Source organism: Aeromonas eucrenophila (assembly GCF_000819865.1).
Taxonomy (GTDB): domain Bacteria; phylum Pseudomonadota; class Gammaproteobacteria; order Enterobacterales; family Aeromonadaceae; genus Aeromonas; species Aeromonas eucrenophila.
Genome location: NZ_CDDF01000005.1, coordinates 933928 through 953094, shown reverse-complemented (window position 1 = coordinate 953094; position 19167 = coordinate 933928). Strand labels below are relative to the sequence as shown.

The following is a 19167-nucleotide window of genomic DNA, read 5'->3' as shown; positions in this document are numbered from 1 at the left end:
TCACTGCAGGCCTGCGGGCCTGCTCAGCGACTAGAACCTATGAGAGAGCTGATATCGTGACCTTACTCTGGATCTTGTTAATTCCTTTTATCGGCGGCTTGCTCTGCTGGCAGATGGAGCGCCTCGGTGGACAGTTCGTCCGCTGGGTAGCCCTGCTGTCCATGAGTGCCTGCCTGTTGCTCTCCGGCGCCATCTGGTTTAGTGGTGATTTCAGCCTGGCAAACCCCGGCCTCCCCGTCTGGGCGGCCGAGTGGCAATTGCCCTGGATCCCCCGCTTCGGCATCTCACTGCACCTGGCGGTGGATGGTCTCTCCCTGCTGATGGTGATGCTCACCAGCTTCATCGGCGTGCTGGCCATCCTCTGTTCCTGGAAAGAAATCGTGCAGCGCATTGGCTTCTTCCACCTGAACCTGCTGTGGATCCTGGGCGGCGTGCTCGGCGTCTTCATGGCGGTGGATCTGTTCCTGTTCTTCTTCTTCTGGGAGATGATGCTGGTTCCGATGTACTTCCTGATCGCGCTCTGGGGCCACTCGGTCACCGACGGTAAATCCCGTATCAACGCCGCCACCAAGTTCTTCATCTACACCCAGGCGAGCGGCCTCATCATGCTGGTCGCCATCCTGGGACTGGTGCTGACCCACCACGCCGCCACTGGTGTCTTCACCTTCAACTACCTGGACCTGCTCAATACCCCGATGAGCACAGGCGTACAGTGGTTGCTGATGCTGGGCTTCTTCATCGCCTTCGCGGTCAAGATGCCGCTGGTGCCGTTGCACGGCTGGCTGCCGGATGCCCACAGCCAGGCGCCGACCGCGGGTTCCGTGGATTTGGCAGGGATCCTGCTGAAGACCGCTGCTTACGGCCTGCTGCGCTTCACCCTGCCGCTGTTCCCCGAGGCGTCTGCCCAGTTCGCGCCCTATGCCATGGGGCTGGGTCTGTTCGGCATTGTCTACGGTGCACTGCTGGCCTTCGCCCAAACCGACATCAAGCGACTGGTGGCCTACACCAGTATCTCCCACATGGGCTTCGTGATGATCGCCATCTACTCCGGTAGCGAGCTCGCGCTGCAAGGCGCCGTGGTACAGATGATCGCCCACGGCCTCTCCGCCGCCGGCCTGTTCATCCTGTGCGGCCAGCTCTACGAGCGTCTGCACACCCGTGATCTGCGCCAGATGGGCGGCCTCTGGGGACGCCTGCGCTACCTGCCGGGTGTGATGCTGTTCTTCTCGGTCGCCTCGCTGGGGATGCCGGGCACCGGCAACTTCATCGGCGAGTTCCTGATCCTCATCGGCAGCTTCCAGGTGGCGCCGATCATGACCATCATCGCCACCTTCGGCCTGGTGCTGGCCTCGGTCTACTCCCTCATCATGCTGCAACGGGCCTGCTTCGGTGCCCCCAAGGATGACAAACCCCTCAAGGGCCTGGACAGCCGTGAGCTGGCCATGATGCTGACCATCGCCGGCCTCTTGGTACTGCTCGGGGTCTATCCCCAGCCGGTGCTCGATACCGCCAGCAGCAGCCTGCTGAACGTGCTGCACTGGTATGCGCTGCCGAGCACAGGAGCCTTGCAATGATGACTTCTCTTCTGCTGCCTTCCTTGTCCATTACAGGAGCACTGTCATGACGTTTACCGCAGCTCAACTGCTGGCCCTGCTGCCCCTGCTGCTGACCACGGGGGCCATGGTGGCCCTGATGCTGGCCATCGCCTGGAAGCGCTGTGATGACACCGCCTTCGTGGTGACCATCACGGGTCTGAACCTGGCCCTCTTCTCCCTGCCCATCGTGATGGCCCAGGGGGATCAGGGCGTCACTCCCCTGCTGCAAGTGGACGCTTACGCCGTCTTCTACATGGGGCTGGTACTCATCGGTGCCCTGGCAACCTGTACCTTCGGCCGCTCCTGGCTCAAGGGCTATCCGGACAACCGGGAAGAGTTCTACCTGCTGCTGCTGATCGCCACCGCCGGTGGCCTGGTGCTGGCGGGTTCCCGCCACCTCGCCTCCCTGTTCATCGGGATCGAGATGCTGACCCTGCCGATGTTCGGTCTGGTGGGCTATGCCTACCGCGAGCGTCATTCCCTGGAAGCCAGCATCAAGTACATGGTGCTCTCCGCCGCCGCCACCGCCTTCCTGCTGTTTGGCATGGCGCTGCTCTACGCCCAGGCCGGCAGCCTGAGCTTCAGCGATCTCGGCCTGACCCTGGCCCAGAGCCCGGCTCACCATCCGCTGCTGATGGGCGGCCTGGGTCTGATGCTGGTGGGCTTCGCCTTCAAGCTCTCCCTCGCCCCCTTCCACCTCTGGACCCCGGACGTGTACGAGGGTGCCCCGGCACCGGTCGCTACCTTCCTCGCGACCGTCAGCAAGATCGCGGTGTTCTGCGTGCTGCTGCGCTTCTATCTGGCGGTCCCTGCCACCGGCGATCCCATGTTCCACTGGCTGCTGGCAGCCATTGCGGTCGTGTCCATCGTCGTCGGTAACCTGCTGGCGCTGATCCAGACCAACATCAAGCGGATGATGGGCTACTCCTCCATCTCCCACTTCGGCTATCTGCTGGCGGTGGTGGTGGCGAGCCGCCTCGGCCAGATGCCGGTGGAAGCTGCCGGCGTCTACCTGCTGATGTACCTGTTCACCAGCCTGGGGGCGTTTGGCGTCATCAGCATGATGTCCAGCCCCTATCGCGGCAAGGATGCGGACTCCCTGCACAGCTACCGCGGTCTATTCTGGCATCGTCCTTACCTGACCGCCGTCATGACGGTGATGATGCTCTCCTTGGCGGGCATCCCCATGACCCTGGGCTTCATCGGCAAGTTCTACCTCATCGGCGTCACCGTCGATGCCAAGCTGTGGTGGCTCTCCGGCGCCATAGTTCTCGGCAGCGCCCTGGGGCTCTACTACTACCTGCGGGTCATGGTCACCCTCTACCTGCGCGAGCCCGGCATGCAATTGCGCGATGCCAAGGCCGACTGGGCTTTCTCCTCCGGGGGCCTGGTGGTGCTGCTCTCCGCCATTCTGGTGGTGGCGCTGGGTATCTATCCCCAGCCGGTCATCAGCCTGGTGCAGGGCTTCCAGAACGTGGTGCTGCACTAAGCACTCACCCGTCACAGCACAACAAACCGGCCCACGTGGCCGGTTTTTTTATGCCCCATCCAAGACGGTATCTATCCTGCATCCTGCTCCAGCCGGTAATGCGCCGCCCTCCCCTTTCACCCCTCGCCATCCCCTCCTGATCCAGCGTCAAAGGGCCGGGGCTGCTACATGCTACAGGCTGAGTCCTGAGCCCTGAGCCCTGAGCCCTGAGTCAGGATCATTCACGCAGCGCCTGTGCTGCGCCCATAAAAAACCGGCCTGTTGGCCGGTTTTTCATTGTTGCTGTGTACGCGGCGGGGATTACCCCAGACGCACGCGCGCGTTGCGGAACATCCGCATCCAGGCGCCGTCCTCGCCCCAGTTGTCCGGGTGCCAGGAGTTGGCCACGGTGCGGAACACCCGCTCCGGGTGCGGCATCATGATAGTGGCGCGACCGTCCTGACTGGTCACGGCTGTGATGCCGTCCGGTGCGCCATTCGGGTTGGCCGGGTACTGCTCGGTGACCTGACCACGGTTGTCCACGAAGCGCAGACCCACCAGCTTGCTCCCTTGCAGGGCGGCCAGATGGGCGGCATCACGCACCTCCACTCGCCCTTCCCCGTGGGAGACGGCGATGGGCATGACAGATCCGGCCATGCCGGCGAAGAAGGCGGAGGGCGACTCCTGCACCTGCACCAGGCTGAAGCGTGCCTCGAAGCGCTCTGAGCGGTTGCGCACGAAGCGCGGCCAGAGATCGGCACCCGGGATGAGATCACGCAGGTTGGACATCATCTGGCAACCGTTGCAGACCCCAAGGGAGAGCGTATCGCCACGCTCGAAGAAGCGCTGGAACTGCTCGCGCGCGCCGTCGTTGAACAGGATGGACTTGGCCCAGCCCTCACCTGCCCCCAGCACGTCGCCGTAGGAGAAGCCACCACAGGCCACCAGGCTCTGGAACTGGCTTAGCTCAACACGACCGGACAAGATGTCGCTCATATGCACGTCGACGGCGGTGAAGCCGGCACGGTCAAACGCCGCCGCCATCTCCACGTGGGAGTTGACCCCCTGCTCGCGCAGCACCGCCAGACGGGGGGAGACCCCGCGGGCGATGTAGGGGGCGGCCACGTCTTCACTCGGGTTGAAGCTTAAGGACGCGTGCAGACCCGGGTCGGTCGCATCCTGGCGGGCTGCGTGTTCCTGATCCGCGCACTCGGGGTTGTCCCGCAGGCGCTGCATCTGCCAGCTGGTCTCGCCCCAGGCGGTGCGAAGGGCGGTGCGGCTGGCGCGATAGACCTCTGTGCCTGCGCGCTCGAGGGTGATGAGATCCCCCTCACGCACCGTGCCCAGCACGTGGGAACAGGCAGCCAAACCATGGCCAGCCAGCAGGGTCAGCACGGCCTCCTTGTCATCGCGGCGCACCTGGATGACGGCACCCAGCTCCTCGTTGAACAGGGCCGGCAGCAGCTCGCCGCCGATGCGATCGAGCTGGATGTCGAGGCCGCAATGACCGGCGAAGGCCATCTCGGTCAGGGTGACGAAGAGGCCACCGTCGGATCTGTCGTGGTAGGCGATGAGTTTTCTGTCCGCCACCAGCGTCTGGATGGCGTTGAAGAAGCCCTTGAGCTGCACCGGGTTGTCGAGATCCGGTGCACTGTCGCCGAGCTGGCGATAGACCTGAGCCAGGGCCGAGGCGCCGAGGCGCTGCTTACCATTGCCAAGGTCAATCAGGATGAGGTCGGTCTCGCCGAGATCAGTACGCAGCTGCGGGGTGACGGTATTGCGCACATCCTCCACCCGGGCGAAGGCGGTGATCAGCAGGGAGAGCGGCGAGGTGACGCTGCGCTCCTCACCGGCTTGTTGCCAGCGGGTCTTCATGGACATGGAGTCCTTGCCGACCGGGATGGTGATGCCAAGGGCCGGGCAGAGCTCCTCGCCCACCGCCTTGACCGCCTCATAGAGGCCGGCGTCTTCCCCCGGGTGACCGGCGGCGGCCATCCAGTTCGCGGAGAGCTTGACCCGCTTGAGGGAACCGATGTGAGCCGGCGCCAGGTTGGTCAGGGCCTCGGCCACCGCCATACGAGCGGAGGCGGCGTGGGAGAGCAGCGCCACCGGGGTGCGTTCACCCAGGGACATGGCCTCGCCGTGGTAGCCGTCGTAGGTCGCCGCGGTGACGGCGCAATCCGCCACCGGGATCTGCCAGGGGCCGACCATCTGATCACGGTTGACCAGCCCGGTCACGCTGCGATCGCCGATGGTGATGAGGAAGGACTTCTCCGCCACCGTCGGCAGACGCAGCACCCGCTCGGCCGCCTCGCTGAGGGTGATGCCGTCGAGCGCGAGGGGCTTGCCCTGGGCCGGCAGGCTGGTGACGTCGCGGTGCATCTTGGGCGCCTTGCCGAGCAGCACGTCCAGCGGCAGATCGATGGGCTGATTGTCAAAATGCGCATCGCTGAGGGTCAGATGCTTCTCCTCGATGGCGGTGCCGATGACGGCATAAGGCGCCCGCTCACGCTCGCACAGCGCCTTGAACTGGGGCAGCTTGTCCTGGGCCACCGCCAGCACGTAACGCTCCTGGGATTCGTTGCACCAGATCTCGAGGGGGCTCATGCCCGGCTCGTCGCACTGGATGGCACGCAGGTCGAACTTGCCGCCGCGCTCGCCGTCGTTGACCAGCTCAGGCATGGCGTTGGAGAGGCCGCCCGCACCCACGTCGTGGATGAAGACGATGGGGTTGTCGTCGCCAAGCTGCCAGCAGCGGTCGATCACTTCCTGGCAACGGCGCTCCATCTCGGGGTTGTCCCGCTGCACCGAGGCAAAGTCCAGATCCTCGGCAGACTGGCCGGAAGCCATGGAGGAGGCAGCACCGCCACCGAGGCCGATGTTCATGGCCGGGCCACCCAGCACGATGAGGGCGGCTCCCACCGGGATCTCCCCCTTCTGGACGTGCTCGGTGCGGATGTTGCCGATACCGCCCGCCAGCATGATGGGCTTGTGATAGCCCCGCACCTCGACGCCATTGTGGCTCGGCACCTGCTCTTCGAAGGTACGGAAGTAACCGAGAATGGCCGGACGGCCGAATTCGTTGTTGAAGGCGGCGCCACCGAGCGGCCCCTCCTGCATGATGTCAAAGGCGCTGACGATGCGGCTGGGTTTGCCGAAATCCTGCTCCCAGGGCTGCTCGAAGCCGGGGATGCGCAGGTTGGAGACGGAGAAACCCACCAGGCCCGCCTTGGGCTTGGCGCCACGGCCGGTCGCACCTTCGTCACGGATCTCGCCACCGGAGCCGGTAGCCGCCCCCGGGAAGGGAGAGATGGCGGTCGGGTGGTTGTGGGTCTCCACCTTCATCAGGATGTCGACCCGCTCCTGGTGATACTGATACTCACCGCTGGCGGGGCTCGGGAAGAAACGGCCCCCTTCGCTGCCTTCCATCACGGCGGCGTTGTCTTTATAGGCAGACAGGACATGGTCTGGCGTCTGCTCGAAGGTGTTCTTGATCATCTTGAACAGCGACTTGGGTTGCTGCTCACCGTCTATGGTCCAGTCGGCGTTGAAGATCTTGTGACGACAGTGCTCGGAGTTCGCCTGGGCAAACATGTAGAGCTCGATGTCGTTCGGATTGCGGCCAAGCCGGGTGAAGTTCTCGACCAGATAGTCGATTTCGTCCTCGGCCAGGGCCAGACCCAGACTGATGTTGGCAGAGGCCAGGGCGGCGCGCCCTCCCCCCAGCACATCGACCTGAGTGAAGGGGCGTGGCGTCTGGTGCGAGAACAGGGCACTCGCCTGGCTCATCTCGCCAAACACCACCTCCATCATGCGATCGTGCAGCAGCGCCATCACCTCGGCCCGCTGGCCTTCGGTCAAGTCAGCCTTGGGCTGCAGGTAATAGGCAATGCCGCGCTCCAGCCGCTTGACCTGGTTCAGGCCGCAGTTGTGGGCGATGTCGGTTGCTTTGGAAGACCAGGGGGAGATAGTGCCGGGACGGGGGGTAACGAGAAACAGCTGACCGCTGGGGGTGTGTTCTGGGATGGTCGGGCCGTAGCGCAAGAGCTGGCCCAAGGTCGCTCGCTCCGGTGGCGACAAGGGGCTTGAAAGCTCGGCGAAGTGCACATATTCGGCATAGACGCTCTCTATCTCTACTCCTCTCTGCGCACAGCTTTGCAGCAGCTTGTGGACACGAAACTCAGACAGTGCAGGGGCACCACGCAAGATTTCCATATACCTTTCTCACCAAGTTTTAGAGTGTGGGGGGATTTGAGACGCGCGTATTATAGGGATCAGGCTGATAACGGACAAACGTTTTTCTCATCTAGCGCGATGTGACTCGCTCCACACTCTCTGGTATAAAGGAGCCTCTTTTTTGACAAATGCCGATTTTTTCAACAAGGGTACTCACCTACTTGCGCTGCATTTTTCGACTGTTTATCGGGATGCTGTTGACGCTGGCCCTCGCCGGTTGTGACTTCTATTCCCCCTCCAGCCAGCTGGAGCAGATCCGCCAGCGTGGCGAGATCCGGGTTGGCACCCTCTATGGGCCGACCTCTTATTACCAGCGTGACGACGTCGCCCAGGGGTTCGATTACGAGCTCGCGAAAGACTATGCCGACTGGTTGGGGGTCAAGCTGACCATAGTCCCCACCTACAGCACCGCCGAGCTGGTGGAGTTGCTGGAGAAGGGCAAACTCGATCTCGCGGCCGCCGCCATCGTAGTGACACCGGAGCGGCGCAAGCTGTTTCGCTTCGGTCCCGGCTTCTACCAGGTCTCCCCCAAGCTGGTCTATCGCAACGGCTCCCCCAAGCCCAAGGATCTTGGGGATCTCAAGGGCTCCATCGTCGTACCCGCCGGCTCCACCGGCGAGGATCTGATGAAGGAGCTCAGCAAGCAGAACCCCAACCTGAACTGGAGCGTCAACCGGGACGCGGACGTGGAGGAGCTGCTCAAGCAGGTGGTCGATGGCAAGGTGGACTACACAGTGGTGCAGGACACAGTGCTGGCTCGCACCCAACGCTACTACCCCGAGCTCACCGAGGGGCTGACACTGGCCAAGAAGCAGGCCGTGGCCTGGGCCATGACCAAGCTGCCCGATGACAGCCTCTACGCCAGCATCATCGACTTCTTCGGCCAACGCTTCATGGATGGCTCCATCGCCAAGCTCGACGAGAAGTACTTCGGCCACGTGCAGAACTTCGATTTTGTCGACACCCGCACCTTCCTGCAGCGGGCCAAGAGCCTGCTGCCCAAGTATCAGGAGCTGTTCCAGACCCACGCCAAGGACATCGACTGGCGCCTGCTGGCCGCCATCAGCTATCAGGAGTCCCACTGGGACCCACTGGCGAAATCCTACACCGGGGTGCGCGGCATGATGATGCTGACCGAGCCCACCGCCAAGGCGATGGGGGTCAGTGACAGAACCCACCCGGAGGAGAGCATCAAGGGCGGCGCCCGTTATCTGCAGGAGATGATGGAGAAGGTGCCGGACTCGGTGCCGGATGACGAGAAGGTGTGGTTCGCCCTCACCGCCTACAACATCGGCTACGGCCACATGATGGATGCCCGCCGCCTGACCAAGGAGCTTGGCAAGAATCCCGATGCCTGGAGCGACGTGAAGGAAGTGCTGCCGCTGCTGCAACAGTCCCGCTGGCATCGCAAGGTGCGCTACGGCTACGCCCGGGGCGGCGAGGCACGCAACTACGTCAACAACGTGCGCCAGTATTACCAGAGCCTGCTCTGGCTCGACAACGAGCAGCGCAAGGCCCATCGCCGGGAAGAGCTGGACGAAGATGACAGCAGCGAGCCGAGCGCCACGGATGAGCGCCCCACCATCATCGCCGAGGTGGTCAAGCAGATCATCCCCTGAGAACCTGTTCACTATCTGTGACGAGAGGTCGGAAGCAAGGTAAAGCGCAGCACATGAGCCTTGATCACGACCTCGCAGTAAGATGATGAACGGGTTCTGAGGCCGGCCCGGGTTTGTTTTCGAGGGGGAGGATCTGTTACCATCCTCCCAGACCTGTGCCTGTTCGAGACGTGCTTATCGCAATATTTTCACCCACTTGCGATGCCGATAGCAGAATGCACCGACGCACCCTCGACAGCGCCAGGATGACCAGGGAGGAAACGAAATGAGAACACGCAGAAGAGCCACGCTGACCAGGAAGAGCAAGTGTGCCTGGAGCCCCAGACGCAAGCTCAAGCTCAACGACATGAAACGCAAGATATGGCGCAGGAATCGCTCCTACACCCTGTTGATTGCAGAGCACACAGAATAAACCCGGCCAAGGCCGGGTTTTTTAATGCTTCATTATTGCGCCGCCTGCGCCGTTACCTCGAACGCGACCGCACGCTTGGAGATCAGGCTGTTGCAGTGGTTGCAGAAATAATCCACGGCGCCACAGGCCTTGAGCCGCTCAAGTTCCTGCTCACAGGTCGGGCACAGGGCCCGGATCCGGTAGCGAGCCTGACACTGAGGGCAGCTCGTCTCGCGGCTGCGGCTATCGAGCGCGGCGCTGCAGGCCGGGCAAACCAAGGGGTTCATACTGGACTCCTCTCATTGGGGCGGGTCAAGGCAGCATAACCCCCTTCCCCTACCCTGTTTACCAGAAAAAACGGCTGCCACAGGCAGCCGTATTCGCTTATTTCTTGGTTTTGTTTCGCGCCTTCAGCAGGCGATCCCGTTGCCGCTCCTGGCTCAGGGTCAGGGTATTCTTCCTGCCCTCGAACGGGTTGGCCGACTCCTGGAACTCGACCCGGATCGGGGTGCCCATGATCTTCAGCGACTTGCGGAAGTAGTTCATGAGGTAGCGCTTGTAGGAATCCGGCAGATCGTTCAACTGGTTGCCGTGGATCACGATGCGCGGCGGGTTGTAGCCACCGGCATGAGCATACTTCAGCTTGACCCGGCGACCGTTCACCATGGGCGGCTGGTGGTCTTCCTGCGCCATCTGCATGATGCGGGTCAGCATGGCGGTGCTGGTCCGGCGAGTCGCGGACTGGTACGCCTCCTGGATGGATTCGAACAGGTGGCCAACGCCGCTGCCGTGCAGGGCGGAGATGAAGTGCACCCGGGCGAAGTCGATGAAGCCCAGACGACGGTCCAGCTCGTTCTTGACGTCCTCTTTGATCTTCTGATCCAGGCCGTCCCACTTGTTCACCACCAGCACCACGGAGCGGCCGGAGTTGAGCACGAAGCCCAGGATGCTCAGATCCTGATCGGTGATGGTCTCGCGGGCGTCGATCACCAACAGGCAGACGTTGGCATCTTCGATGGCCTTGAGGGTCTTGATGACGGAGAACTTCTCCACCGTCTCGTGAACCTTGCCGCGACGACGCACGCCTGCGGTGTCGATGATCACGTACTTCTGCTCGTCACGCTCCATCGGGATGTAGACGGAGTCGCGGGTGGTGCCCGGCATGTCATAGACGATGACGCGGTCTTCACCCAGCATGCGGTTGGTCAGGGTCGATTTGCCGACGTTGGGACGACCGACGATGGCGAACTTGATGGGCAAGTCGGCGAACGGCGTCTCCTTGGTGTCTTCCCGGGTATCCAGGTCACCGGCGGCCACCATGCGCAGCAAGGCTTCTTCGTCGAAGTCCTCATCCAGTTCGTGTTGCGCATCTTCTTCCTCACCCGCCGCCGCTTCCACCAGCTCTTCCAGGTGGGGAGCCAGGGCCAGTTCCAGCAGGCTCAGCACGCCACGGCCGTGGGCCGCCGCGATCTGGTAGACCTCGCCCAGCGCCAGTGCATAGAACTCGGACACGGCGGAGTCGCCATCGATGCCGTCGGTCTTGTTGGCAACCAGGAATACCTTCTTGTGGGTCTTACGCAGGTGCTCGGCGATGGCCTGATCCGCGGCGGTCAAGCCAGCGCGCGCATCCACCATGAACAGCACCACATCGGCTTCTTCAATGGCCAGCAGGGATTGCTCGGCCATCTTCAGCTCGATCCCCTCTTCGCTGCCATCGATACCGCCGGTATCGACCACGATAAATTCCAGCTCGCCCAACTTCGCCTGACCGTATTTGCGATCCCGGGTCAGGCCGGGGAAATCGGCAACCAGGGCATCCCGGGTACGGGTCAGGCGGTTAAACAGGGTGGATTTCCCCACGTTGGGGCGGCCCACCAGGGCTACTACAGGAGTCATAAAAGCCTCATTCTCAAGACGACAAAGGCTCCGGGTCCGAAGACCAGGAGCCGGATATTCAGATTGACGGGTGATCAGGGACGCGCGAGCGCGTACAACTTGCCACCACGGCTCTGCACATACAGGGTGTCACCGTCCACCAGAGGGGCGGCGTAGAGACCACTGCTGTCGAGCTGCTGCATGGACTTGATGGTACCGTCGGTACGATCCAGCCAATACAGGTAACCTTCCACATCGCCCACCACCACGTAGTCACCCAGGACCACGGGAGCGGTCACCGAGCGGTTTTCCAGCTGGGTGTTGGACCACAGCTCCAGGCCGTTGCGACGGTCCACCGCAAACAGGTGGCCACGGCTGTCGGTCAGCACGATGGCGTTGCCGGTCACCGCCATGTCGCGGTAGCCGGAATACTTGCGCTTCCACACCTCGTCACCGGTCATCAGCTTGCGCGCCATCAACTGCCCATTGTAGGCAATGGCATAGAGCTCATCGCCGGCGATGAGCGGGGCGGCGTCCACGTCCACCATGCGATCCAGCTCGGTCGCACCGCGGGGATCCGCCACCTTGGACTGACGCACCGGCTGGCCGTTGCTCAGCAGGGCGATGCCCACCTTGCCATCGGCGCGGCCGTAGATGACGGCGCCGTTGGTGATGACGGGAGCACCGGCGCTGCGCAGGGTCAGCGGCGGCTGCTCTTCGCTGAGGGACCACTGCTGCTTGCCCTCATCGGTATCAAGCGCGATCAGTCGGCCGGAGGTGGTCAATACCACCACTCGGCCATCCTCGACGGCGGGGCTCGCGACCACTTCACCCGGTACCGTGGTCTGCCACAGCACTTCCCCATTTGCCTCGTTCAGGGCGTAGACCACCCCGTTCTCGGAACCGAGGAACAGCTTGCCGTAACGGGACACCAGGCCACCGGAGAGGCGGGCACTGCGCTTGTCGGCGTTGACCGGCAGATCGGCCAGGTCCACGCTCCACAGCACCTTGCCGTTGGCACGATCGAAGGCGGTCACATCCCCATCCCGCGCGGCGGCATAGACGTGATCCTCTTCCACCACCGGCTGCAGCTGGGAGTAGAAGTCACCAATGCCATCGCCGACGGAGGAAGACCAGCGGGTCTCGGCGCTGAAGCTGGAGGTGACCACCGGCAGCGCTGCCATCGGGGTCAGGTCTTCTTCCGAGCTGAACAGGGAACACCCCTGCAAGGCCAGGGCGACGGCGGCGCCCAGCGCCATTCGCTTGTAGCTGTTACGCATCCGGTGCCTCATTTGCAGTCACGGCTGGCAGCGCCAGATCGTCCATCTTCAGCTTGAGTTCGCTGCTCGCCTGCAGACCGCCGGCATCCGCCGCCGCCTGATAGGCATCGCGCGCCTCTTCCGGCTTGCCCTGTTTGAGCAGCACGTCGCCGCGGGCTTCCGCGACCTGAGCCTTGAAGGCCTCGTTGTTGATCTTGCCAAGCTGGGCCAGGGCCTCGTCGGCCTTGCCCTGATCGTTGAGTACGCGAGCCAGACGCAGGGCGGCGATGGGCTTGATACTCTCGTCGCCGTTGGTGGCGACCTGGGTCAGCTGCTCGGCAGCCAGATCCAGCTTGTTGGCCTTGACCGCGGCCGCAGCCAGCTGCAAGGCGGCCAGCTCGGCGTAAGAATCACCCTGGTGAGCGCTGATGAAGCTCTTGGCCTGCTCCAGCGCGGCGTCATCGCCCTTGGCCAGCTGCGCGGTCACCTCGTTGTAAGCCGCGGAGGCGGTCTCCTGGCCAACCTGCTGCTGCTCGTTGTAATAGCGCCAGCCAAAGAGGCCGACCAGACCGATCACAGTCCCTGCAAGCACCGAGGTCCCGTTCTCTTTCCACCAGCTCTTGATGACCTCAACCTGTTGTTCTTCGGTGGTATAAACTTCCACAGCTTATTCTCCTTTAGCTGCCAGCAGGGCGATGGCGGCATCGACCGAGATGGTCTGTTGCTCGGCCTGGCCACGCAAATATTTGAGGGTGATTTCCCCGTTTTGCACCTCGGTCTCACCGAGGATCAGGGCAATGGCCGCGCCGCTCTTGTCGGCACGCTTGAGTTGTTTCTTGAAGTTGCCACCACCGCAGTGGCTCATCAGGCGCATGTCCGGCAGCGCATCGCGCAGCCGCTCGGCCAGCTGGAAGCCGGCTTGCTCGGTCCCCTCGCCCACCATGCACAGATAGACATCCACCGCCGGGCGGATGTCGGCATTGAGCTCGAGGGTTTCGAGCATCAGCACCAGTCGCTCCATGCCCATGGCGAAGCCCACCGCCGGGGTCGGTTGACCGCCGAGCTGCTCCACCAGGCCATCGTAACGACCACCGGCCAAGACGGTGCCCTGGGCACCCAGGCTGTTGGTGACCCACTCGAACACGGTGAGATTGTAGTAATCGAGACCGCGCACCAGCCGCTCGTTCACCTCGAACGAGATGCCGGCGGAGGTCAGCAGCGCCTTGAGCCCTTCAAAATGCGCCAGGCTCTCTTCCCCGAGGTGATCGAACAGACGCGGCGCATTGACCAGGATGGCCTGCACCTTCTCGTCTTTGGAGTCGAGCACCCGCAGCGGGTTGCTGTACATGCGGCGCTGGCTCTCTTCGTCCAGCTGGTCCTTGTACTGCTCCAGGTAGGCCACCAGCGCATCGCGGTAGGCGGCACGCTCACCGCTCTGGCCCAGAGTGTTGAGCTGCAGGGTCACGTGATCGCTGATGCCGAACAGACGCCACAGACGGTGGGTCAGCATGATGAGCTCGGCGTCGATGTCCGGCCCGTTGATGCCAAACAGCTCGACCCCGAACTGATGGAACTGGCGGTAGCGACCCTTCTGGGGACGCTCGTGACGGAACATGGGGCCCATGTACCACATCCGGCGTTCCTGGTTGTAGAGCAGCCCGTGTTCGATGCCGGCACGCACGCAGCTGGCGGTCCCTTCCGGGCGCAGGCTCAGGCTGTCGCCGTTGCGATCATCGAAGCTGTACATCTCTTTTTCGACCACGTCGGTCACTTCACCGATGGCCCGTTTGAACAGATGAGTCTGCTCGACGATGGGCATGCGGATTTCGCTGTAGCCATAGCTGGCCACGACCTGGCGCAGGACCTGTTCCACTTTCTGCCATACCGGGCTCTGCTCCGGCAGGCAATCATTCATACCGCGAATTGCTTGGATCTGTTTTGCCACGTTGATACTCGAGAAAAAGACGTGAAATTTGGCCGCATTATAGGGATTTTCGGCCCCAAGGTAAAATCAGGGTGACCGGATGCGGGATGTAAAATCAACTACCTAAAGCCGGGGCCACCCTCGGTGGCCCCGCTATTGTTCAATGTTTGGCGACTCAGCCCTTGTCCAGAGCGATCTGGTTGGCCGGATCCAGCATGGCCGCCCGGGCGCGGATGCGGCGCTCCAGGATCGGGATGAGATCCTTGTTGTCGAGCCGGTCGACCCGCTGGCCCCCTTCGTAGAAGGCGCTCTTGTTGGCCGCCCCCGCCAGTCCCAGATCGGAGACCAGTGCCTCGCCCGGGCCATTGACCACACAGCCGATGATGGAGACATCCATCGGCGTGATGATGTCTTCCAGCCGCTCTTCCAGGGCATTGACGGTGCTTATCACGTCGAATTCCTGGCGGGAGCAGGAGGGACAGGCGATGAAGTTGATGCCGCGGGCACGAATGCGCAGGGACTTCAGAATATCGAAGCCGACCTTCACCTCTTCCACCGGATCGGCGGCAAGGGAGATGCGCAGGGTGTCGCCTATGCCATCGGCCAACAGCATGCCAAGACCAATCGCCGATTTCACCGCACCGGCACGGAAGCCGCCCGCTTCTGTGATACCGAGGTGCAGGGGCTGATCGATCTGCTTGGCCAGCAGGCGATAGGCGCCGACCGCGAGGAAGACGTCGGACGCCTTGACGCTCACCTTGAAGTTGTCGAAGTTGAGACGGTCCAGATAATCCACATGGCGCATGGCTGACTCGAGCAGAGCCTCGGGGGTCGGCTCGCCATATTTTTCCTGGATGTCGCGCTCCAGAGAGCCACCGTTGACCCCGATACGGATCGGAATGTTGTAGTGGCGCGCACAGTCGACCACGGCACGCACCCGCTCTTCGTTGCCGATGTTGCCCGGGTTGATGCGCAGGCAGTCAGCCCCGTATTCGGCCACTTTCAGGGCGATGCGGTAGTCGAAGTGGATGTCGGCGACGATGGGAATGCGCGTCTGTTGCTTGATGAGTTTGAAGGCTTCGGCCGCCTCCATGGTCGGCACCGAGACCCGGACTATGTCCGCCCCCACCCGCTCGATCCGCTGGATCTGCTCGACGGTGGCGGCCACGTCCGTGGTCTTGGTGTTGGTCATGGTCTGTACCGTGATGGGAGCATCGCCCCCAACCGGTACATTGCCGACCATGATCTGCCTGGATTTGCGACGAATAATCGGGGATTCGTGAGCGGACATGGCGGACAGATTACTCCTGCGGCAGTGAGAAGCGAGCAGTCCGGCCGTTGTTGTAACGGCTCATGTCAAAGGACTTGCCCTTGTATTCGAGGTTGACCGCCATGGGGGCGCCAACGGTGAATTTGAGTGGCTCGGGTCCTTCCAGCACAAGTACGTCGTTCGCCTTCTTCAGACCGCTGAACAGGGTCTTGCCGTTGGCATCCTTGACATCCAGCCAGCAGTCGGCGGTGAAGCTCAACTTGAGCTGGGGCACCTTGGCGGGCTCGGTGGCAGCAGCGTCGGTCGGCGCAGTCGCGACGGATGCGGAGGCATCGTTCGCCACGGCGGCACTGACGGCGGGCAGCGGTTGTGCGGTCGCAGCAGACTCGCTCACCACGGGTTCGAGCGCGGTGGGCGCGGCGTCGGAGACAGCGGGCAGCACCGGGTCAGCGACATCCACGGCAGGCGCCGCATTGGCAACGGAGAGGCCGTCGGTGGCTCCCATCTCGGTCGCCGCCAGGGCCTCCTCACCGGCGGAGCGGCGCGCCGTGCTCTGCCACCACCAAGCGATGGAGAGCGCAATCAGCACCAGGATCACCAACCAGGTCACCACCTTGAGCCGACTGTCGTTGGCTTGCTGGCGGGAGCGGCGGGAGAAGCTCTGCATGTCGATATTGTCGGGGGGCGTCAATCCCAGCTTGTCGTAAGCGGCGAGAATGGTCTCTTCCGGAATACCGACCAACTTGGCATAGGCGCGCAGATAACCGCGAATGAAGGTGTGCGACGTGTTCTTGTCGTAGGTATCCGCCTCGATGGCGGCGATCAGGGTCAGACGAAGGTGAATGCGGGACGCAACCTGCTCGCGTGTCCAGCCGAGCTGCTCACGGGCGTTACGCAGCAGTTGGCCTGGGCCCACTGCCTGGGAGTCGTCTTGGAAATCGTGTGGCTGTTCAGTAGTCATTGGCTAAGTAACGCTTGGCTTGTTGCGAAGTGGGATATTGCCTTACCAGCTCTGTCCCGAATTGGTGTAATAGTGCCGGCTTGTCCATGGCTTGCGCCAGCCGTAGCCTCAACCAGAGGCTATCCTCGTTCTCTTCCGCCACCTCGGCATAACGAACGAGGTAGGACTGCACATCAGGCAGCTTGCCATCTTTCATGGAAAGCTCGGCCATGTCCAGCAATAACCCCGGATTGCGGGGATTATACCCCAAGGCCAGACGATAGTACTCGCTCGCCTGCTCATTTCTGTGATTTTGCAGGGCACAGAGCGCCGCATTCTCGTAGGTATCGGCGATCTTGACGTAATTGGGCTGGCTGACGGCCTGCAGGAACGCCTTGTCCGCTTCATCGAAGCGGCCCCGGTTGCAGAGGAAGGCACCGTAGTTGTTCATTGCGTCAGCATTGGTCGGGTCTATCTCCAGCGCTTTCTTGTAGTTCGCTTCGGATGCCTTGAAATCCCCTACGTGCTGATAGAAATAGGCAAAGCCAATGTAGACTTGGGAATTGCTCGGATCGTACTTCAGGGCACGGTCAAGATTGAACTTGGCCTGCTCGGCATTGCCCTGACGCAGATATTGAAGACCCAGATCGAGGCGGGTTTGGGCCGCCGCCTCGAGATCGGGTCCCACTTCACGCTGGGTCGAATTCTGACCCGCGTAAGTGGTTTCGGTAACACAGCCGGGCAGTGCGCAAAGCGCCGCTACCATGATCAATGTATGTGTATTCATTCCCTGACTATACAATGGCTTAGCACGTTAAACCATTTTGACGGAAATCCCGCTCTGTTGCATCCGATTTTTCATGGTGCGCTTGGTGCGGTCGATCACCTCCCCCACCAGCTGACCACAGGCCGCATCGATGTCTTCACCGCGGGTCTTGCGGACGATGACGGTGAAGCCGTACTCCATCAGCACCTTGGAGAAACGGTCGATACGACTGTTGCTCGGCTTGCCAAACGGATTGCCCGGGAAGGGGTTGAACGGGATCAGGTTGATCTTGCAGGGGGTGTCTTTGAGCACCTTGGCCAGTTCATGGGCCTGCTGCATGTCGTCATTGATGTGATCGAGCAGCACATACTCCACGGTCACACGGCCACCGTTGGCGTTGGACTTGGCGAGATAACGACGCACACCGGCGAGGAAGGCCTCGATGTTGTACTTGTCGTTGATCGGCATGATCTGGGAACGCAACTCGTCGTTCGGCGCGTGCAGGGAGATGGCCAGGGCCACGTCGATCTGATCACCCAGCATGTCCAGCGCAGGAACCACGCCCGAGGTGGAGAGGGTGACGCGACGCTTGGAGATGCTGAAACCGAAGTCATCCATCATCAGGCTCATGGCCGGCACCACGTTGGCCAGGTTGAGCAGCGGCTCGCCCATGCCCATCATCACCACGTTGGTGATGGGACGCTTGCCACCGACAACCTTGGCGGCGCGCCAGACCTGGCCGATGATCTCGGAGACTTTCAGGTTGCGGTTGAAGCCTTGCTGCGCCGTAGAGCAGAAGGTACAGGCCAGGGCACAGCCCACCTGGGAGGAGACGCACAGGGTCGCGCGGTCCGCTTCCGGGATGTAGACGGTCTCCACTTCCTGATCGCCTACCTGCAGGGCCCACTTGATGGTGCCATCGGAGGAGCGTTGCTCGCGGCTGATCTCCGGGGCACGGATCTCGGCGATCTCCTTGAGGCGCTCACGCAACGCCTTGTTGACGTTGCTCATCTGATCGAAGTCATCACAACCGTTGTGGTAGATCCACTTCATTATCTGATCTGCCCGGAATGGCTTCTCGCCCAATTCGACGAAGAAGGCACGCATGGCATCCCGATCGAGATCCAGCAGGTTGGTTTTTGTTTCGCTCATCAGGGGCCTCGGCTCACACACTTCATAAATTTATTGGCTGACCTACGTCAGGGGGCGGCATTGTACAAATAATGGGTCTGCCTTTCCACCTGGAGAATAAGGGGAGATAGGCCAAAAGACCAAAAAACAAAAGGGAGCCGAGGCTCCCTTGGTGATCACCGGGTGAAAATCAGCCGCGCGGGCAGATCTCGTCGTCGGAGAAGAAGTAGGCAATTTCGCGGGCGGCAGAGGCCGGGGCGTCGGAGCCGTGCACGGCGTTGCGATCGATGCTCTCGGCGTAGCAGGAGCGCAGGGTACCGGCCAGGGCTTCTTTCGGGTTGGTGGCGCCCATGATCTCGCGATGACGGCGAATGGCCTCTTCCCCTTCCAGTACCTGTACCATGACAGGGCCTGAGGTCATGAAGGCGACCAGACCGTCATAGAAAGGCTTGCCCTGGTGCTCGGCGTAGAAGCCGGCGGCCTGTTCGCTGCTCAGGTGCAGCATCTTGGCGGCGACCACTTTCAGGCCGGCGCTCTCGAAGCGACCGTAGATGGCACCGATCAGGTTCTTGCTGACGGCATCCGGCTTGACGATAGAGAAGGTACGTTCGATAGCCATTGAGTTCTTTCCTTAACTACAGAGTTTTATTGTAGGAATCCATGTTCGGCGGCGATTATACGTAAACAAAAACC

General features: G+C 62.1%; 14 protein-coding genes. 3 read left to right on the top strand and 11 right to left on the bottom strand.

Annotated features, from left to right (window positions below; all coding sequences use genetic code 11):
- The first annotated feature begins 56 nt into the window (after window positions 1-56).
- Both nuoM and nuoN read left to right on the top strand, forming a co-directional pair.
- Window positions 57-1574 (top strand): NADH-quinone oxidoreductase subunit M, encoded by a 1518-nt coding sequence (nuoM, locus tag BN1124_RS08195; RefSeq protein WP_033129124.1) that lies wholly within the window; start codon window positions 57-59, stop codon window positions 1572-1574.
- A 46-nt stretch (window positions 1575-1620) separates the two neighbouring features.
- Complete coding sequence (gene nuoN, locus BN1124_RS08190) at window positions 1621-3084, top strand: NADH-quinone oxidoreductase subunit NuoN (RefSeq protein ID WP_042640733.1); 1464 nt, start codon at window positions 1621-1623, stop codon at window positions 3082-3084.
- Window positions 3085-3384: 300 nt separating this feature from the next.
- On the opposite strand, the gene purL is transcribed toward nuoN, so the two are convergent.
- Entirely contained in the window at window positions 3385-7278 is a 3894-nt protein-coding gene (gene purL, locus BN1124_RS08185; protein WP_042640731.1) for a phosphoribosylformylglycinamidine synthase, read from the bottom strand.
- A gap of 149 nt (window positions 7279-7427) precedes the next feature.
- Between purL and mltF the strand changes: the two genes are divergently transcribed.
- Window positions 7428-8918: a membrane-bound lytic murein transglycosylase MltF gene (gene mltF / locus BN1124_RS08180; RefSeq protein WP_042640729.1), complete on the top strand. Its 1491-nt coding sequence runs from the start codon at window positions 7428-7430 to the stop codon at window positions 8916-8918.
- Window positions 8919-9362: 444 nt separating this feature from the next.
- On the opposite strand, the gene BN1124_RS08175 is transcribed toward mltF, so the two are convergent.
- The 10 genes from BN1124_RS08175 to ndk all read right to left on the bottom strand — a co-directional run bounded on the left by BN1124_RS08175 (window position 9363) and on the right by ndk (window position 19093).
- Window positions 9363-9596 (bottom strand): zinc ribbon domain-containing protein, encoded by a 234-nt coding sequence (locus BN1124_RS08175; protein ID WP_042640727.1) that lies wholly within the window; start codon window positions 9594-9596, stop codon window positions 9363-9365.
- A 97-nt stretch (window positions 9597-9693) separates the two neighbouring features.
- The gene (gene der, locus BN1124_RS08170; RefSeq protein WP_042640725.1) at window positions 9694-11205 is read right to left on the bottom strand and encodes a ribosome biogenesis GTPase Der; all 1512 of its coding nucleotides are present in this window, start codon (window positions 11203-11205) and stop codon (window positions 9694-9696) included.
- A gap of 74 nt (window positions 11206-11279) precedes the next feature.
- Entirely contained in the window at window positions 11280-12464 is a 1185-nt protein-coding gene (gene bamB / locus BN1124_RS08165; protein ID WP_042640723.1) for an outer membrane protein assembly factor BamB, read from the bottom strand.
- A complete protein-coding gene (locus BN1124_RS08160; protein ID WP_042640721.1) occupies window positions 12457-13107 on the bottom strand; it encodes a YfgM family protein in 651 nt (216 codons plus the stop codon). The genes bamB and BN1124_RS08160 overlap by 8 nt, the downstream gene beginning before the upstream one ends.
- 3 nt (window positions 13108-13110) lie before the next feature.
- Window positions 13111-14388, bottom strand: coding sequence for a histidine--tRNA ligase (gene hisS / locus BN1124_RS08155; protein ID WP_042640720.1), 1278 nt, complete (start codon window positions 14386-14388; stop codon window positions 13111-13113).
- 154 nt (window positions 14389-14542) lie between these two features.
- Complete coding sequence (gene ispG / locus BN1124_RS08150) at window positions 14543-15658, bottom strand: flavodoxin-dependent (E)-4-hydroxy-3-methylbut-2-enyl-diphosphate synthase (protein ID WP_042640718.1); 1116 nt, start codon at window positions 15656-15658, stop codon at window positions 14543-14545.
- Between the two features lie 10 nt (window positions 15659-15668).
- Entirely contained in the window at window positions 15669-16598 is a 930-nt protein-coding gene (locus tag BN1124_RS08145) for a RodZ domain-containing protein (RefSeq protein ID WP_042640716.1), read from the bottom strand.
- Window positions 16588-17379, bottom strand: a complete 792-nt coding sequence (gene tapF / locus BN1124_RS08140) for a PilW family type IVa pilus biogenesis/stability lipoprotein TapF (RefSeq protein ID WP_156128147.1) — start codon at window positions 17377-17379, stop codon at window positions 16588-16590. The genes BN1124_RS08145 and tapF overlap by 11 nt, the downstream gene beginning before the upstream one ends.
- Window positions 17380-17391: 12 nt before the next feature.
- Window positions 17392-18495 (bottom strand): dual-specificity RNA methyltransferase RlmN, encoded by a 1104-nt coding sequence (locus BN1124_RS08135; RefSeq protein WP_033129112.1) that lies wholly within the window; start codon window positions 18493-18495, stop codon window positions 17392-17394.
- 169 nt (window positions 18496-18664) lie between these two features.
- Window positions 18665-19093, bottom strand: a complete 429-nt coding sequence (gene ndk / locus BN1124_RS08130; protein WP_033129111.1) for a nucleoside-diphosphate kinase — start codon at window positions 19091-19093, stop codon at window positions 18665-18667.
- Window positions 19094-19167: the final 74 nt, after the last annotated feature.

Bases quoted from the DNA above. Each gene is read 5' to 3' on its own strand.
- nuoN (WP_042640733.1), top strand. From the start codon at position 1,621: ATGACGTTTACCGCAGCTCAACTGCTGGCCCTGCTGCCCCTGCTGCTG.
- purL (WP_042640731.1), bottom strand. From the start codon at position 7,278: ATGGAAATCTTGCGTGGTGCCCCTGCACTGTCTGAGTTTCGTGTCCAC.
- mltF (WP_042640729.1), top strand. From the start codon at position 7,428: ATGCCGATTTTTTCAACAAGGGTACTCACCTACTTGCGCTGCATTTTT.
- BN1124_RS08175 (WP_042640727.1), bottom strand. From the start codon at position 9,596: ATGAACCCCTTGGTTTGCCCGGCCTGCAGCGCCGCGCTCGATAGCCGC.
- der (WP_042640725.1), bottom strand. From the start codon at position 11,205: ATGACTCCTGTAGTAGCCCTGGTGGGCCGCCCCAACGTGGGGAAATCC.
- bamB (WP_042640723.1), bottom strand. From the start codon at position 12,464: ATGCGTAACAGCTACAAGCGAATGGCGCTGGGCGCCGCCGTCGCCCTG.
- ispG (WP_042640718.1), bottom strand. From the start codon at position 15,658: ATGTCCGCTCACGAATCCCCGATTATTCGTCGCAAATCCAGGCAGATC.
- BN1124_RS08145 (WP_042640716.1), bottom strand. From the start codon at position 16,598: ATGACTACTGAACAGCCACACGATTTCCAAGACGACTCCCAGGCAGTG.
- BN1124_RS08135 (WP_033129112.1), bottom strand. From the start codon at position 18,495: ATGAGCGAAACAAAAACCAACCTGCTGGATCTCGATCGGGATGCCATG.
- ndk (WP_033129111.1), bottom strand. From the start codon at position 19,093: ATGGCTATCGAACGTACCTTCTCTATCGTCAAGCCGGATGCCGTCAGC.